The organism is Bradyrhizobium vignae, assembly GCF_900324035.1.
GTDB classification, from domain to species: domain Bacteria; phylum Pseudomonadota; class Alphaproteobacteria; order Rhizobiales; family Xanthobacteraceae; genus Bradyrhizobium; species Bradyrhizobium vignae.
Map to the genome: position 1 here is coordinate 3,633,881 of NZ_LS398110.1, position 15,980 is coordinate 3,649,860.

Sequence of the window (15,980 nt, forward strand, 5' to 3'; positions counted from 1 at the left end):
ACCTCTAATTCTTGCCGGCACTCTTCTTGGCCGGAGCCTTGCTGGCGGTTGCCTTGGTCGGCGACGTCTTTGCCGTCGACGACACGGCGGCGCGCGCCTTGCTGGTGGATTCGGTTTTCGATTTGGCCGCGGCTTTCTTCGCGGCCGGTTTCTTCGGCTTTGGCGCGGCGTCCTCGCTGTTCGCAGCCTTCTCCGCAGCTTTCTCCGCAGCTTTCTTGGCCTTGGCAGGCTTGGCTGCCTTCGTTGCCTTGGTCTTGCCGCCGCCCTTGGCCGCGCGCTCGTCGATCAGCGCGATCGCCTGCGGCAGCGTGATCGCGTCCTTCTCGATCTCGCTCGGGATCGTCGCGTTGACGCCACCGGCGGTGACGTAGGGTCCATAGCGCCCGCTCTTCACGGTTATGGTGCCGAGCGAGGGATGATCACCGAGCGCCTTGCCGGGATCGGCGCCGAAGCGGCGGCTCGGGCCCTTGGCGGCTTTTTCCGCGATCAGCGTCACCGCGCGGTTGAGGCCGATGTCGAAGACCTCGTCGCCGGCTTCGAGACTCGCATAGGTCTTGTCGTGCTTCACGAACGGCCCGAAGCGGCCGAGCCCGGCGGTGATCGGCAGACCCGTCTCCGGATGCTTGCCGATCTCGCGCGGCAGCGACAACAGCTTCAGCGCGAGCTCGAGGTCGACATCGCTGGGCGAGGTGCCCTTCGGAATGCCTGCGCGCTTCGGCTTTTCGCCTTCCTCGTAATCCTTCTGCTCGCCGAGCTGGATGTAGGGGCCGAACCGGCCCGCCTTGAGCCAGACATCCCGACCGGTGTCGGGGTCCTGGCCCAGCGAGCGGTCGGCGGCAGCCTCGCCATCGGCGGCGAGCTGGCGGGTGTAGCGGCATTCCGGATAGTTCGAGCAGCCGACGAAGGCACCGAACTTGCCGGCCTTGAGGTTCAGCCGGCCGGTGCCGCAGTTCGGGCACTGCCTGACATCGCCGCCATCGGCGCGGGGCGGATAGATGTGCGGCCCCAGCATCTCGTCGAGAACGTCGAGCACCTGCGCGACGCGCAGATCCTTGATGTCGTCGACGGCGCCGATGAAGTCGCGCCAGAAATCCTTCAGCACCTGCTGCCAGGAGATCTCGTTGTTGGAGATACGGTCGAGCTGTTCTTCGAGCGCGGCGGTGAAGTCGTATTCGACGTAGCGGCTGAAGAAGCTCTCCAGGAACGCGATCACGACGCGGCCCTTGTCCTCGCCATGCAGGCGCTTCTTCTCCAGCTTCACGTAGCCGCGGTCCTTCAGGACCTGGAGGATCGAGGCATAGGTCGAGGGCCGGCCGATGCCGAGCTCTTCCATGCGCTTGACCAGGGAAGCCTCGGAGAAGCGCGGCGGCGGCTCGGTGAAGTGCTGGGTGACGGAGAGGCTCTGCCGTTTCACGGCCTCGCCCTGGCTCATCGCGGGCAGGCGGCGTGCATCCTCGTCCTCCTCGTCGTCGCGGCCTTCCTGGTAGAGCGCGAGGAAGCCGTCGAACTTCACGACCTGGCCGGTGGCGCGCAGCTCCAGCGTCCGGCCGCCGGCCTTCGCCGTGATGTCCACCGTGGTGCGCTCGAGCTCGGCCGATTCCATCTGGCTCGCGATGGTGCGCTTCCAGATCAGCTCATAAAGCTTCGCCTGATCGGCATCGAGCTTGCGGCTCATGCTGTCGGGGCGGCGCGAGAGATCGGTCGGGCGGATCGCCTCGTGCGCTTCCTGGGCGTTCTTGGCCTTGGCCTGGTACTGGCGCGGCGCATCCGGCACATAGGCGTTGCCGTAATCCTCGCCGATCACCTTGCGGGCCTGGGTGATCGCCTCGGGCGCGATCTGCACGCCGTCGGTACGCATATAAGTAATGAGTCCGGTGGTCTCGCCGCCGATGTCGATGCCCTCATAGAGGCGCTGGGCGATGCGCATGGTGTGCGCCGGCGCAAAACCGTATTTGCGGCTGGCCTCCTGCTGCAGCGTCGAGGTGGTGAAGGGCGCCTGCGGATTGCGCCGGGCGGGTTTTGCATCGACCGCCGTGACGGCGTAGGTCGCCAGCTCAAGCGCCTTCTTGAAATCCTCGGCTTCCGCGCCGGTGCCGATGTCGAGGCGCTGGATCTTCTTGCCGTCGGCGCCGACGAGGCGGGCCTCGAAGGCTTCGCCGCGCGGCGTGAGCAGGGTCGCGATCAGCGACCAATATTCCCGCGGCACGAACTTCTCGATCTCGAGCTCGCGGTCGCAGACGAGGCGTAGCGCCACCGACTGCACGCGCCCGGCCGAGCGGGCGCCGGGCAGCTTGCGCCACAGCACCGGGGAGAGGGTGAAGCCGACCAGATAGTCGAGGGCGCGGCGCGCCATATAGGCGTCGACCAGCGCGCCGTCGATCTGGCGCGGATGCTTCATCGCGTCCGAGACCGCCTGCTTGGTGATGGCGTTGAACACCACCCGCTCGATCTTCTGATCCTTCAGCGCGCGCTTTTCCTTCATCACCTCCAGCACGTGCCAGGAGATGGCCTCGCCCTCGCGATCAGGGTCGGTGGCGAGAATCAGGCGGTCAGCACCCTTCAGCGACTTGGCGATCTCGTTGAGCCGGCCGGCCGCCTTGGGGTCGACCTCCCAGATCATCTTGAAATTGGCGTCGGGGTCGACGGAACCGTTCTTCGCCGGGAGATCGCGGACATGGCCGAACGAGGCCAGAACCTCATAGGACGAGCCCAAATATTTGTTGATCGTCTTGGCTTTCGCCGGCGACTCCACAATGACGATATTCATTTAGTTCCAGTGTCTTACGGGAAAATCTGGGGCCGAAAACGAAAGGACTCGGGTCGGCCGTTTCGACCCGAACATGGGTGGTGAGCCGGCCCCTGTCAAATCGGGGGCTGTTGAAACCCGCTGGAGTGGGCAAAATTTCATATCGAGAAAGTTGCAAAATACCACCTTGGAGTTGCGGTGCATGTCGACGTAATGTTTCCGCGGGGCATGGATTCGGGTGGGGTCTGGTGACTAGGCCAGGAAAGAAACGGGCGCGCACCGGATCAGGCGCGCGGGTGGGCTCGCGTCACGAGGAACCGGGAGAGGGCGGGGCAGATGAGGCGGTCGCCTTCATCGCCGAGCAGGTGGCTGTCTTGCGCAAGCTCGCCGAGCGCCACAAGCTCGATGTGCTGCATCATCTCCTGGGGATGACGCAACTCGAGGCCGATGAGCATCTGCGGCTGCGGACCAAGCGCAAGCTGTCGTGAGCAGTCCGGCCAATATCGCCCTGTCATCCTTGTGCGCGAGTGGCGCGATGCCAGGCATCGCGCCGGAAGCCTCGAAGAATGAACGGCCGAGGTGCCAGCCGGGCCGTCACCCTTCGAGGCTCGCCGAAGGGGCGAGCGCCTCAGTGTGACGGTGACCGATAAGAGTACGCTGAAGCAATCCAGACGGTCTCGGCGGAAAGACTGGATTGCTTCGCTGCGCTCGCAATGACGGTGTCGTGGCAGCGCACCGTCATCCCACTGACCGCCGGCGCAGTGCCGGCCGCGGTTTCACCATCGTGTCCGCCGGGCTGAGCAGGCGGCCGTCCTCGGCGCGCATTTCGAGCTTCTTCACCGGGCGGCCCTTCTCGCGATCGACCAGGATCGTCGCGATCTCTTCGGGGTGGTCGTCGAACTCCTCGCTCCATTGCCGGAGCGCGACCAGGATCGGGAAGGTGCCGCGTCCCTTCGGCGTCAGCACATACTCTTGATATGCGCTGCCGTCGGAGGCGGGGGCGGTTGCCAGGATGCCGTGATCGACCAGCGCGCGCAGCCGGGCCGACAAAATGTTCTTGGCCATGCCGAGCTTGCTCTGGAATTCGCCGAAGCGGCGCAGGCCGAACAGCGCTTCGCGGATGATCAAGAGCGACCACCAGTCGCCGAGCGCGTCCAGCGAGCGCGCGATCGGGCAGGCATCGCTCTCGAAGCTCGTTCGTTTCACCATCGTCCTCTGTCCTGTCGCGTTCGCACGGCGCCAGCGCCGATCACGCGCTTGTGTGGTTGCATCATAGAACCGAATGGCCTAGATGGCAACTTAGTTTCATCATGCAACTACTGGAGGCGAGCGTGAGACTGAAGGACAAGACGGCCCTGATCACCGGCGGCAATAGCGGCATCGGGCTGGCGACGGCAAAACTGTTCGTGGCGGAGGGCGCCAAGGTGGTGATCACCGGGCGCAACAAGGAGACGCTGGCGGCGGCCGCAAAGGAGCTCGGGCCGAACGCGCTCGCGCTGCCGGCCGACGCCACGGACATCGGGGCGACGGAAGCCGCGATCAAGCAGGGTGCGGAAAAGTTCGGCAAGTTCGACATCGTGTTCGCCAATGCCGGCATCGCCGGCGGCACGCCGCTCGGTTCGGCCACGCTCGAGGTCTTCGAGAAGGTGATCAGCACCAATCTGACCGGCGTGTTCTTCACCGTGCAGTCCGCGTTGCCTTACATCAACGACAATGCCTCGATCATCCTCAACGGCTCCGTGATCTCCGTGCTCGGCATTCCCGGTTACTCCGCTTACGGCGCAGCGAAGGCGGGCGTGCGGGCGATGGCGAGGATCATGGCCTCGGAGCTGTCGCCGCGCGGCATCCGCGTCAATGTCGTGGCGCCCGGCGCGATCCGCACGCCGATCTGGGGGCCCGCGACCGCGACGCCCGAAGCCGAGAAAGCGTTCGAGACGCGGATTGCGCTATCGACGCCGCTGGGCCGCATCGGTGAAACGGACCATGTTGCGAAGACGGTGCTGTTCCTCGCCTCCGATGATTCCGCGCACGTGCAGGGGCAGGAAATCTTCGTCGACGGCGGCGCAGTGGCGTCCCCGAGCGGCGCGCCGATCTACCGCGGCTGAACAAGTCGAGTGCAAATTGAATCGGCCGGCACGACCAGGTTGGTTGCGCCGGCCGGTTCCCGCATCTTGGAAGACGTATTTCCTGAACCTTTGCGTGAGGCGTTGAACCTTCATCCAGACCGCGAAGACACTTTTACGGGCAAGGGGGCAGAAGACTCATTTTTAAGGGAGTCGGTTATGGCGAAGGCAGCCCGCATTTTTTCATCGATTTCATCACCGCGCGTTTTCACCGAAAGATCCGCCATTCCGGCCAAGCGTTCCGACACGGCCGAGTTCGTCGCCATCGCGTTGTTCTCCGGGATCGGCCTGCTCGTTTCCCTCCTTGCCGTGATCCTGGGCATGCAGGGCGTCTGGTTTTAGCGTCTCAGATCGTGCAGCCGTCAGCCGCCGCGCAATCCGGCGGCGGCTGATTTCAGCACGGCGTCAGGCCGCGTGCAGGCTGGTGGCTGCCTGAAGCGCGCCGGCGAGCGCCTTCTCGCGATGATCCGGTCCGACCTGGATGCCGTCGGCGATGATGAACTCGGCATTGTGGATGCCCATGAAGCCGAATACGCCTCGCAGATAGCTTTCGAGGTGCTCCAGGGCTGCAGCGGGCGAGCCCGCGCCATAATAGCCGCCGCGCGAGATCGCGACGATCACGCGCTTGCCACCGGCAAGGCCCTCCGGCCCGGCCGCGCCGTATTTAAAAGTCTTCCCCGCAACCAGAATGCGGTCGATCCAGGCCTTGAGCTGGCTCGGAATCGTGAAGTTGTACATCGGCGCACCGATGACGACGATTTCGGCGGCCAGGAACTCTTCCAGCGCCGCCGCGCTTGCGGCAAGGTCCGGTCCGAGTTCCGCCGGCGCCGGGGCGCCCTGCGCGGCCGCGAGATGCGAGCCGGAGAGATGGGCAAGCGGCGTCTGGGTCAGGTCGCGATAGACGACGTCAAGCGAGGGCGTCGCCTGCCGGAACCGGTCGACGATGGCGGCGGAAACCTGCCGGCTGACGGAGTGGGGGCCGAGTACGCTGGAGTCGATATGGAGCAGTTTCATTTGGGGTCACCCTGGTATAGGTTTGTAACCAGCGCTACATGAGTGACTGTTGAAATCCCCGCAAGAACGCACTTTTTTGAGCCATGAGCACATTATTGAAACCTGAGAACACCGATTTGCCTGCCTCGCCGAGGCTGGTTCCAGGTCCGGATCAAAGGCCGGATCAAAGGCCAGACCCCAACCATGCAGACTGTCGCGGGGTCGCTTCCGTGCTGTCCCGCGTTGGCGACAAATGGAGCGTGTTCGTCATCATGATGCTGAGCGACGGGCCAAAGCGCTTCAATGAGCTCAAGCGCATGATCAACGGCATCTCGCAGCGCATGCTGACCCTGACGCTGCGTGGCCTCGAGCGCGACGGCCTCGTCACGCGCACGATCTTCCCGACCATACCCCCGCGCGTGGATTATGAGCTGACCGATCTCGGCCACGGCCTCCAGCAGCCGGTGAAGGCGCTCGGAGAATGGGCGATCGCGCATCAGGAGCAGATCGCGGCAGCACGAGCGCGCTTCGACGAGCGCAACGACGGGTGAAGCGGAGAATCAAGGGGGTAAGCACTCTGCTCAAGCGCTCTGCTCATGCTGCGAGGTCGATTTTTCCCTCCCTCCAGGGGAGGTAAGGTACGAGCCCTCCATGATCGGCTGCACCGCATTGATGATGTCGGCGGCTTCCGTGACGAGCGTTGCGCCCTGCTTGATCAGGTCGTTGGTGCCGGCGGCGCGCGGATCGAGCGGCGAGCCCGGCACCGCGAACACCTCGCGGCCCTGTTCGGCCGCCATGCGCGCGGTGATCAGCGAGCCCGAGCGGTGGGCCGCTTCCACCACGACGACGCCGAGCGAAGCGCCCGAGATCAGGCGGTTACGGCGGGGGAAGTCGCGGGCGCGCGGCTCGTGGCCGAGCGGCATTTCGGAGATCGCGGCGCCCGCGTGATCCAGGATCGCGGCGAGCAGGTCGCCGTGCTCGGGCGGGTAGATGCAGTCATGGCCGCCGGCGAGCACTGCGATCGTACCGCTCTCGATGCTGGTTCGGTGCGCAGCCTGGTCGACGCCGCGCGCCAGCCCCGAGATGACGACAAAGCCGGCTTCGCCGAGCGCACGCGCGAGCTGGCCGGCGAATTTCAAGCCGGCACCAGACGCATTGCGCGAGCCGACGATCGCGATCATCGGCCTCATCAAGCTTTTTGTGTCGCCGCGCACGGCAAGCAGCGGCGGCGCATCATCGAGTGTTGCGAGCCGCGCCGGATAGCCGTCCTCGCCGGGCGCAAGCCAGGCGATGCCGAATTTGCGGCTGGCGGCGAGCTCGGCCTTCGCGTCGTCCGCGCTGCAGATGCGCCCCGATCGCTGCGCACCGCCACGGCGTGCCAGATCGGGCAAACGCTCCAGAGCGGCGCGCGGGCTGCCGAAATGATCGACCAGCGAGCGGAAGGTGCGCGGCCCGACGTTGTCGGAGCGGATCAGCCGCAGGCGATCGATCCGCTCAGCCTCGGTCAGCTCCACGCTTCTGTTGATGGCGTCCACGGTGTCTCCTTGCAGGGACAGCATGAAACAACCTGAGGGCGTTGCGCAACAGGGACGTGCGCTTGCGCGGCTTGGTCGCGATGCTAAAAGCGGTGGCAATAAGAAGGGTTTTGCCATGATCTCACTTGCCGACCTCCAGCGCCGCATCGAAGCGGGGGAGCTTTCGCCCGAGGCCGCCATCGCGCAATCGCATGCCGCGATCGAGGCAAAGGAGAAGGACGTCCAGGCCTTCGTCCGTCATGACAAGTCGGCGAGCGCGCAAAGCACCGGGCCGCTGCGCGGCATCGCGGTCGGCATCAAGGACATCATCGACACCGCTGATATGCCGACCGAGATGGGCTCGGAGATCTATCGCGGCTGGCGGCCGCGCGCTGACGCACCTGTCGTGATGATGCTGAAGCGGGCAGGGGCCACCATCATCGGCAAGACCACCACGACCGCGTTCGCCTCGCGCGATCCGACCCCGACGCGCAATCCGCACAATCTGGCTCATTCGCCAGGCGGCTCGTCCTCGGGCTCGGCGGCGGCCGTCGGCGCCGGCATGATCCCGCTGGCGCTGGGCACCCAGACCGGCGGCTCGGTGATCCGGCCCGCCGCCTATTGCGGGACGGCCGCGATCAAGCCGTCGTTCCGGATGCTGCCGACGGTCGGCGTGAAGTGCTATTCATGGGCGCTCGATACGGTCGGCCTGTTCGGCGCCCGGGCAGAGGATCTTGCGCGCGGGCTCTTGGCGATGACCGCGCGCCGCGAATTCTCGGGCATCACTCCGGCGAAGTCGCCGCGCATCGGCGTGGTCAGGCAGGAGTTTGCGGGCGCCGTCGAGGCGGCGGCCGAGGAGGGGCTGCAAGCTGCGATCAAGGCGGCGATGCGCGCCGGTGCCAGCGTGCAGACCATCGATCTGCCCGAGGCCATCAAGGAGGCCTGGCGCATCCACCCGATCATCCAGGACTTTGAGGCGCATCGCGCACTCGCCTGGGAGTTTTCAGAGCGTCACGACGAGATCGCGCCGATGCTGCGCGCCAGTCTCGATGCGACCGTCGGGCTGACGCCGAAGGAATATGACGAGGCGCGCCGCATCAGCCGTCGCGGCCGCCGCGAACTCGGCGAATTGTTCGAGGGCGTCGACGTGCTCCTGACCTATTCGGCGCCGGGCACCGCGCCGGCCAAGGAGCTCGCCAGCACCGGCGACCCCCGCTACAACCGGCTCTGGACGCTGATGGGCAATCCTTGCGTCAACGTACCGGTGCTGAAGGCCGGGGGCCTGCCGATCGGCGTGCAGGTGATCGCGCGCTTCGGCAATGATCCGCTCGCACTCGCGGTGGCCTGGTTCCTGGAGGAGGCGCTGGCGAAATCAGGCTAGCGCCGGACGAGTCGCGGCGGGTGAGGGTTATGGTCTCACTGAATGCTGCGGCCCCTCACCCGGAGGTGAACCAAGACCGCAGGCAGTCTCACACTTGGTCATACTCTAGACCAGTGCGGGCTCCACTGGAGCGATGCGCTGATCGGATGCAGGTGATGTTGCATTGCCAGCGGTACCTTGCCCGAGCCAGCGCTCGGCGGCCTCGCGGCCGCTCCGGTGCAAGAGGCGAATGAAGCCGCGGCCGAGATCGGTCGAAGAGCGCTGCGCCAGGCCGTCGACGGAATCTTCAGCCGCGATCCTGGAGAGCCGCAGCGACGGCGCGGCATGGGTCTTTGCCCATTCGATCGCTGCGATCTCGGCATTGAGCGCGGCGTTGGCTGCGATCTGGTCGAGCCGGCGGTCGATTGCGGCAAGCGTGATCGGCACGTAGCTGTCGCGCGTCGGCGTGACCTGCACCAGCAGGACATCGGACGTCGTGGTCTCCTGCGCCAGCCGCAGCAGCGGCGGGTTGCCGCCGAAGCCGCCGTCCCAATAAGCCTCGCCATCGACCTCGATGGCGCAGTGAACCAGGGGCGGGCAGGTCGAGGCCAGCGCGACGTCGGCGGTGATGGCGTCGTTGCGGAAGATCTGCTGCTGGCCGTCGCGGATCCGCGTCGCCGCAATCATGAGTCTTGGGCACCTCGGGTCGCGCAGTGCGGCAAAATCGATGTCGCGCGACAGCGCCTGCCGTAGCGGATCGAGGTCGAACGGATCGAACTGTCCGGAGCGCAGCGTCGGGCCGAATGCGACCGAGCTTCCCGCGGGGGAAAAGCCGCCGATCAGCATCAGCGAGCGGAACGAGGCCTCGTGCATCAGCCGGACCCAGAACCGGTTCAGCCGCGACCGCGCGCCTTCGCGGCCGCCTTCGGCCAAGCCGCACGCGAGCAGCAGTGCATTGATGGCGCCGGCGCTGGCGCCGCTGATGGTGTCGATCGCGATGTCTGGTTCTTCCAGCAGCCGCTCCAGCACGCCCCAGGTGAAGGCGGCAAAGGTGCCGCCGCCCTGCAGCGCCAGCGAAAGTTTTCGCGGCGGCCATTGGTCTGAACGCGCCTGTGCAGGCGCGGCCGGTACAGCCTTGGTGACCACGATATCGGGCGGAGCGGCGGCTCGCGCGACGGGCTCAGGCTGCGGCGTTGGCGGTGAAACAGCGGCAGCCGCTTGCGGCGGCGCATCGGACCAGATGTTGGTCGCCGAAAGCAGCCGGCTTGCCGCGGTGCCGGTCACACCTGACGAACCAACCCCATCCTGCACGCCGACAATCTTCTCGCTCATTCTGAGCAACCGCGTAACGCCTTTTTCTGGGTCAGGATGACAGGCGTGAAACCCGTTCGCTACAGCCTGACGTGAGTCGCAGCCAAGTTGCGAACAGAATTTGGCATATAGTGCGGAAGGGGTGCGGCGGTATCCGTACTTTTTCCGGCCCTCAAGCCTTCTCGCCGATCCGGCTTTCCCTGCCGGCCTGCAAGCGCTTGATGTTCTCGCGATGCGCGTAGAACAAGAGCAGCGTCAGCACTGCTGCCAGTGCCGACAATGCGAGGTGACCGAACCACCACAGGAACATCGGCGTGATGAACGCCGCCACCAGCGCCGAGAGTGAAGAGTAGCGGGTGGTGAAGGCGGTCGCCAGCCAGAGCAGGCAGAACACGACGGCGCCGGGCCAGAACAGGCCGAGCAGGATGCCGATATAGACCGCCACGCCCTTGCCCCCTCTGAATTTCAACCAGACCGGGAAGAGATGGCCGAGGAACGCGCCGAGCCCGGCCACCATCGCAGCATTTGGCCCGGCGATGTAGCCACAGATCACCACGGCCACGGTGCCCTTGAGCGCGTCGAACAGCAGGGTGCCCGCGGCAAGGCTCTTGCGTCCCGTGCGCAGCACATTGGTCGCGCCGATGCTGCCGGAGCCGATCGAGCGAATATCCTGCGTGCCGGCGAGCCTGGTCAGAATCAGGCCGAATGGAATCGAGCCGAGGAGATAGCCGGTGACGAAGGCGACCGGCAAAAATGCTTCAAGCGCCATGGCTGGATCTCCGTGTCGAACGATCTCGCACGTCAGACATGCTCATAGACCGTGCGGCCGCCGACAATGGTGCGCACCACGCGGCCTGTAAAGCGGGCCTCGTCGAACGGGGTGTTCTTGCAGGGCGATTTGAGGTCGGCGGGATCGACCACCCAGGGCGTATCGGGATCGATTACGATGACGTCCGCCGGGCTGCCCGCGCGCAGGGTTCCGCCTGGCAGCCCGAGCAACTCGGCCGGCCGGGTCGACATCGCACGGATCAGCGTCTTCAGTTCCATCTCGCCATTATGCACCAGCCGCAAGCCGGCCGGCAGCATGGTCTCGAGGCCGACGGCGCCGGGTGCGGCTTCCGCGAACGGCAGGCGCTTGACCTCGACGTCCTGCGGATTGTGGTCCGACATGATGACGTCGAGCAGGCCGGAGGCGAGCGCCGCCACCACCGCACGGCGGTCGGCCTCGGTGCGCAGCGGCGGCGACAGCTTCAGGAACGAACGGTAAGGACCGATGTCGTTCTCGTTCAGCGCCAGATGGTTGATCGAGACCGAGGCGCTGACCGCGAGTCCGGCGTCGCGAGCGCGCTGGAGGATATCGAGAGAGTCGATGCAGGTCAGCGAAGCCGCGTGGTAGCGGCCGCCGGTGAGGGCGACGAGGCGCAGGTCGCGCTCCAGCATCACGGCTTCGGCGGCATTCGGGATGCCCATCAGGCCGAGCCGGGTCGCGAACTCGCCCTCGTTCATCACGCCTTCGCCGACCAGGTTGGGATCCTCGGTGTGATGCACGATCAGTGCGTCGAAGTCGCGGGCATAGGTCAGCGCGCGGCGCATCACCTGGGCGTTGGTGACGCTCTTGTCGCCGTCGCTGAAGGCGACAGCGCCGGCCGCCTTCAGGAGGCCGAACTCGGTCATCTCCTCGCCCTGCATGCCCTTGGTGAGCGCGGCCATCGGCTGAATGTTGACGATCGCGGTGTCGCGGGCGCGGCGCATCACGAAATCGACGGTCGCCGAATTGTCGATGACGGGCAAGGTGGCGGGCTGGCAGATGATGGTGGTGATGCCGCCGGTCGCCGCGGCCTGGCTCGCCGAGGCAAAGGTCTCGCGGTGGCTGAGGCCGGGTTCGCCGACGAAAGCGCGCATGTCGATCAGGCCCGGCGCCACGATCTTGCCGGAGCAATTGATGATGTCGGTGCCCTCGGGGACACCGGCCGCGCCGATGCCGCGGCGGGTCTCGCGGATGGTGCCGTCGGCAATGAGAACGTCACCAATGCCGTCGAACTCCCTGGAGGGATCGACGACGCGGGCGTTGGCGAGCAGGATGGGGCGGCGGTCGGTCAACATCGGCATCACGCGTTCGGCAGGTTGCGGGCGAGCGCTTCCAGCACGGCCATGCGCACCGCGACGCCCATCTCCACCTGTTCGCGGATCAGGGACTGGGCGCCGTCGGCCACGATCGAGTCGATCTCCACGCCGCGGTTCATGGGACCTGGATGCATCACGAGCGCGTCCGGCTTGGCGTAGGCGAGCTTCTTCTGGTCGAGCCCGAAATAATGGAAATATTCCGACGAGGAAGGCACGAAGGAGCCGTTCATGCGCTCGCGCTGCAGCCGCAGCATCATGACGATGTCGGCGCCTTCGAGACCTTCGCGCATGTCGCGCGCGACCTCGACGCCCATCCGCTCGATGCCCGTTGGCAGCAGCGTGGACGGGCCGACGACGCGGACGCGGGCGCCCATGGTGTTGAGCAGGATGATGTTGGAGCGGGCGACGCGCGAATGCAGCACATCGCCGCAGATCGCGACCACCAGGCCCTCGATCCGGCCCTTGTTGCGGCGGATGGTGAGGGCATCGAGCAGCGCCTGGGTCGGATGCTCATGCGCGCCGTCGCCGGCATTGATCACGGAACCGTCGACCTTGCGCGCCAGCAGTTCCACCGCGCCGGAGGCGTGATGGCGGACCACCAGGATGTCGGGGTGCATCGCGTTCAGCGTCACGGCGGTGTCGATCAGGGTCTCGCCCTTGCGGATCGAGGACGAGGACACCGACATGTTCATGACGTCGGCGCCCAGCCGCTTGCCGGCGAGCTCGAACGAGGATTGGGTCCGGGTGGAGGCCTCGAAGAAAAGGTTCACCTGCGTCCGTCCCCGCAGGACGGTGCGCTTCTTGTCAACCTGGCGGTTGAGCTCGACATATTCTTCGGACAGGTCGAGGAGGCCGCTGATGTCGGCCGCGGAAAGGCCCTCGATGCCCAGCAAATGCCGGTGGCCGAGGACGAAGGTCGATTTCGATGTCATTAAAAGCAGAGCTATAGGCGGGGATGGCGGGGGGAGCAAGGGGCAAACGGCGGGAGGCGAGTTATCCCCTGATCTGTCGGTTTGGTCGCTGTGGCCTGGCCTGCCGCCACCTTCTCCGTCATGCCCGGGCTTGTCCCGGGCATCCACGATCTTCTATCGCATTTGACGCAATAGAACGTGGATGGCCGGGACAAGCCCGGGCATGACGATCGTGGGGCATTTCGTGAAAAGAATTCTGACGGCGTTCCTGGCCGCGGTGCCAATCAGCACGGCCCACGCCCAATCGCTCCCCGGCGGCTTCGTTTACCTGCGCGACATCGATCCCGGCATCATCCAGGACATCCGATACGCCACGGCGAACAATTTCGTGGGCCGTCCGCTCGCTGGTTACAATGCCGGTGAATGCGTGGTGAAACGGGAGGTGGGGCTGCGGCTGAAGGCGGTGCAAGCGGAGCTAGCCGCACAGAATCTGTCGCTGAAGATGTTCGACTGCTACCGGCCGGCGCGCGCCTCGCTCGACATGGTGAAGTGGTCGCAGAACGGTCACGAGACGGCGGCTGAGCGGCGCTACAACCCCGGGATTCCGAAGACCGAGCTGTTCCGCCTCGGCTATATTGCGAGCCGCTCGCAGCATTCCACGGGTGCAGCGCTCGATCTCACTCTGGTCGATCTCAAGGCCGACAATTCCGCAAAATATGATCCGTCAAAGACCTACGCCGATTGCACGGCGCCGGCCGAGATACGCGCGCCGGAGGGCAGCGTCGACATGGGCACAGGCTACGACTGTACCGATGCGAAGGGGCACACTGCGGCACCGTCGATCAATCCGGAGCAGCGCGCCTGGCGCAAGCGGCTGGTCGCGGCGATGGCGAGGCAAGGCTTTGTGAACTATTCGAAGGAGTGGTGGCATTTTTCCCTGCCGGGGGCGGGCGGGCCGGCCTATGATTTCCCGATCCAGCCGCGTACGAGGTAGAGTTCGATTGAAACGGAAGCCGCCGCGGGCAGGGTTACCTCTCCCAAGGGGCCCCAAGGGGAGAGGTCGGCGCGAAGCGCCGGGTGAGGGGATCAGGTCCCTCGATAGAGCGTAGCCCCTCGCCCGCGCCTCCGGCGCGACCTCTCCCGTTGCGAGAGGTGGCACTGCCCGAGCCGAGATAGATTCGATGGAAGCACAATGACCCAGCCCACATTTGCGACGCACGAGGTCCTCAACCAGTCACCGCCGTTCGAGGACGTCGACCTGTTCGCCACGGATCGGCCGCTGGTCGAGGCGGTCAAGGCCAATGGCGGCGCGGCGGCGGAGCGCGAGCTGTCAGCGTTCGGCAAGCACTGGGGCTCGGCCGCGATGGCCGATCGCGGGCGCCTCGCCAACGAGAACACGCCGAAGCTGCGCGCCTTTGATTCGAAGGGCCATCGCCGCGACCAGGTCGAGTTTCACCCCTCGTATCACGAGCTGATGGCGCACAGCGCGCATGCCGGCGTGCACAATTCCACCTGGACCGCAGATGGCAAGCCGGCGGGCGATGGCGCCGAGGTCATTCGTGCCGCAAAGTTCTACATGGCAGCCCAGGTCGAGACCGGCCACCTCTGCCCAATCACGATGACGCGCGCCTCCGTCGGTGCCCTGGCGATGCAACCCGATCTGCTCGCGCGCGTGATGCCGGTTTTGTCGACGAAGAGCTACGATCCCAGCTTCGCGCCCTGGTGGGAAAAGCGCGGCATGACGCTCGGCATGGGCATGACCGAGAAGCAGGGCGGCACCGACGTGCGCGCCAACATGACGCGCGCCGTGCGCGACGGGGACGGCTATCGCATCACCGGCCATAAATGGTTCATGTCGGCACCGATGTGCGATGCGTTCCTGGTGCTGGCGCAGGCGGAGGGGGGGCTGACCTGCTTCTTCATGCCACGCTTCGCGCCGGATGGCTCGGTCAATGCCATCCAGTTCCAGAGGCTGAAGGACAAGCTCGGCAACCGTTCCAATGCCTCGTCCGAAGTCGAGTTCGTCGGCGCCTATGCGCAAGCGGTCGGTGAGGAGGGCAAGGGCATCCGCACCATCATCCAGATGGTGCAGCTGACGCGGCAGGATTGCGCGATCGCCTCCGTCGGCCTGATGCGCTCGGGGCTGGCGCATGCGCTGCATCACGCCCGTCACCGCAGCGTGTTCCAGAAGCATCTGGCCGATCAGCCGCTGATGCAGGCCGTGCTGTCGGACATGGCGCTGCATGTCGAGGCGAGTACAGCGCTCGTGATGCGGCTCTGCCGCGCCTTCGACCGAACGCCGCACGATGCGGCGGAAGCCGCCTATATGCGGCTCCTCACGCCCGCGATCAAATACTGGACCTGCAAGAGCGCGCCGCCATTTCTCTACGAGGCGATGGAGTGCCTCGGCGGCAACGGCTATGTCGAGGACGGCATTCTGGCGCGCCACTATCGCGAGTCCCCTGTCAATGCGATCTGGGAAGGTTCGGGCAACGTGATGTGCCTCGACGTGCTCCGCGCGCTCTCGCGCGAGCCGGAGGCGGCGATGACCGTGCTGCAATCGCTTGCGGCCGACACGAAGAGCCTGCCGGGGGCCGGGGAGGCGGTCGCGTTCATCGGCAGGATTTTTTGGCGCGCCGACGGCGAGCGCGTCGCGCGGCTTGCCGTCGAGACGTTGGCGTTGCTCGCTGCGGCCGCAGCGCTCAACGGCGTGTCACCGCACAATGCCGAACTGTTCGCGGCGACGCGTCTCGCGGCCAATCACGCCAGCATGTACGGTGCGGTCGAACTCGACAGCGCCGACGAGCGCGCGCTGCTGGAGCGGGCGCTGCCGTGAGCGGCCGCGGTCTCTCCACAGCGTCATGGCCGGGCCTGACCCAGCCATCCACGTCTTGCTGC

The 15,980-nt window shown here is 66.0% G+C and carries 14 protein-coding genes and 1 pseudogene; 7 read left to right on the forward strand and 8 right to left on the reverse strand.

What is annotated here, in order from left to right:
* Nucleotides 1-4 precede the first annotated feature (4 nt).
* Nucleotides 5-2,767 carry a type I DNA topoisomerase gene (gene topA, locus BRAD3257_RS17690; RefSeq protein ID WP_122402873.1) on the reverse strand — a complete coding sequence of 921 codons (2,763 nt, stop codon included), beginning with the start codon at nt 2,765-2,767 and terminating at the stop codon, nt 5-7.
* Nucleotides 2,768-2,994: 227 nt separating this feature from the next.
* On the opposite strand from topA, the gene BRAD3257_RS17695 reads away from it, so the two are divergent.
* On the forward strand, nt 2,995-3,234 hold the full coding sequence (locus BRAD3257_RS17695) for a hypothetical protein (protein WP_122402874.1): 240 nt from the start codon (nt 2,995-2,997) through the stop codon (nt 3,232-3,234).
* Between the two features lie 250 nt (nt 3,235-3,484).
* Here BRAD3257_RS17695 and BRAD3257_RS17700 read toward each other — a convergent pair whose 3' ends face one another.
* Nucleotides 3,485-3,955, reverse strand: coding sequence for a winged helix-turn-helix transcriptional regulator (locus BRAD3257_RS17700; RefSeq protein WP_122402875.1), 471 nt, complete (start codon nt 3,953-3,955; stop codon nt 3,485-3,487).
* Nucleotides 3,956-4,077: 122 nt separating this feature from the next.
* Between BRAD3257_RS17700 and BRAD3257_RS17705 the strand changes: the two genes are divergently transcribed.
* Nucleotides 4,078-4,851 carry an SDR family oxidoreductase gene (locus BRAD3257_RS17705; RefSeq protein WP_162500241.1) on the forward strand — a complete coding sequence of 258 codons (774 nt, stop codon included), beginning with the start codon at nt 4,078-4,080 and terminating at the stop codon, nt 4,849-4,851.
* Between the two features lie 177 nt (nt 4,852-5,028).
* Entirely contained in the window at nt 5,029-5,211 is a 183-nt protein-coding gene (locus BRAD3257_RS17710; protein ID WP_122402877.1) for a hypothetical protein, read from the forward strand.
* A gap of 63 nt (nt 5,212-5,274) precedes the next feature.
* On the opposite strand, the gene BRAD3257_RS17715 is transcribed toward BRAD3257_RS17710, so the two are convergent.
* The gene (locus BRAD3257_RS17715; RefSeq protein WP_122402878.1) at nt 5,275-5,883 is read right to left on the reverse strand and encodes an FMN-dependent NADH-azoreductase; all 609 of its coding nucleotides are present in this window, start codon (nt 5,881-5,883) and stop codon (nt 5,275-5,277) included.
* Nucleotides 5,884-5,966: 83 nt separating this feature from the next.
* On the opposite strand from BRAD3257_RS17715, the gene BRAD3257_RS17720 reads away from it, so the two are divergent.
* Nucleotides 5,967-6,413 (forward strand): winged helix-turn-helix transcriptional regulator, encoded by a 447-nt coding sequence (locus BRAD3257_RS17720; RefSeq protein ID WP_122402879.1) that lies wholly within the window; start codon nt 5,967-5,969, stop codon nt 6,411-6,413.
* A gap of 96 nt (nt 6,414-6,509) precedes the next feature.
* On the opposite strand, the pseudogene dprA reads toward BRAD3257_RS17720, so the two are convergent.
* A pseudogene (gene dprA, locus BRAD3257_RS17725) lies at nt 6,510-7,421 on the reverse strand (DNA-processing protein DprA); the annotation flags it as partial.
* Between the two features lie 91 nt (nt 7,422-7,512).
* Between dprA and BRAD3257_RS17730 the strand changes: the two are divergent.
* A complete protein-coding gene (locus BRAD3257_RS17730) occupies nt 7,513-8,757 on the forward strand; it encodes an amidase (protein ID WP_122402880.1) in 1,245 nt (414 codons plus the stop codon).
* 105 nt (nt 8,758-8,862) lie between these two features.
* Here BRAD3257_RS17730 and BRAD3257_RS17735 read toward each other — a convergent pair whose 3' ends face one another.
* The 4 genes from BRAD3257_RS17735 to BRAD3257_RS17750 all read right to left on the reverse strand — a co-directional run bounded on the left by BRAD3257_RS17735 (nt 8,863) and on the right by BRAD3257_RS17750 (nt 13,103).
* Nucleotides 8,863-10,068 carry a patatin-like phospholipase family protein gene (locus BRAD3257_RS17735; RefSeq protein WP_122402881.1) on the reverse strand — a complete coding sequence of 402 codons (1,206 nt, stop codon included), beginning with the start codon at nt 10,066-10,068 and terminating at the stop codon, nt 8,863-8,865.
* Nucleotides 10,069-10,219: 151 nt separating this feature from the next.
* Nucleotides 10,220-10,816 (reverse strand): glycerol-3-phosphate 1-O-acyltransferase PlsY, encoded by a 597-nt coding sequence (gene plsY / locus BRAD3257_RS17740; RefSeq protein WP_122402882.1) that lies wholly within the window; start codon nt 10,814-10,816, stop codon nt 10,220-10,222.
* A gap of 32 nt (nt 10,817-10,848) precedes the next feature.
* On the reverse strand, nt 10,849-12,150 hold the full coding sequence (locus BRAD3257_RS17745; protein WP_122406623.1) for a dihydroorotase: 1,302 nt from the start codon (nt 12,148-12,150) through the stop codon (nt 10,849-10,851).
* Between the two features lie 5 nt (nt 12,151-12,155).
* The gene (locus tag BRAD3257_RS17750; protein WP_122402883.1) at nt 12,156-13,103 is read right to left on the reverse strand and encodes an aspartate carbamoyltransferase catalytic subunit; all 948 of its coding nucleotides are present in this window, start codon (nt 13,101-13,103) and stop codon (nt 12,156-12,158) included.
* A 202-nt stretch (nt 13,104-13,305) separates the two neighbouring features.
* Here BRAD3257_RS17750 and BRAD3257_RS17755 point away from each other — a divergent pair, with 202 nt between their 5' ends.
* Together BRAD3257_RS17755 and BRAD3257_RS17760 are read left to right on the forward strand one after the other, a co-directional pair.
* Nucleotides 13,306-14,076: a M15 family metallopeptidase gene (locus BRAD3257_RS17755; protein WP_245163386.1), complete on the forward strand. Its 771-nt coding sequence runs from the start codon at nt 13,306-13,308 to the stop codon at nt 14,074-14,076.
* A gap of 198 nt (nt 14,077-14,274) precedes the next feature.
* The gene (locus BRAD3257_RS17760) at nt 14,275-15,918 is read left to right on the forward strand and encodes an acyl-CoA dehydrogenase family protein (RefSeq protein ID WP_122402884.1); all 1,644 of its coding nucleotides are present in this window, start codon (nt 14,275-14,277) and stop codon (nt 15,916-15,918) included.
* Nucleotides 15,919-15,980: the final 62 nt, after the last annotated feature.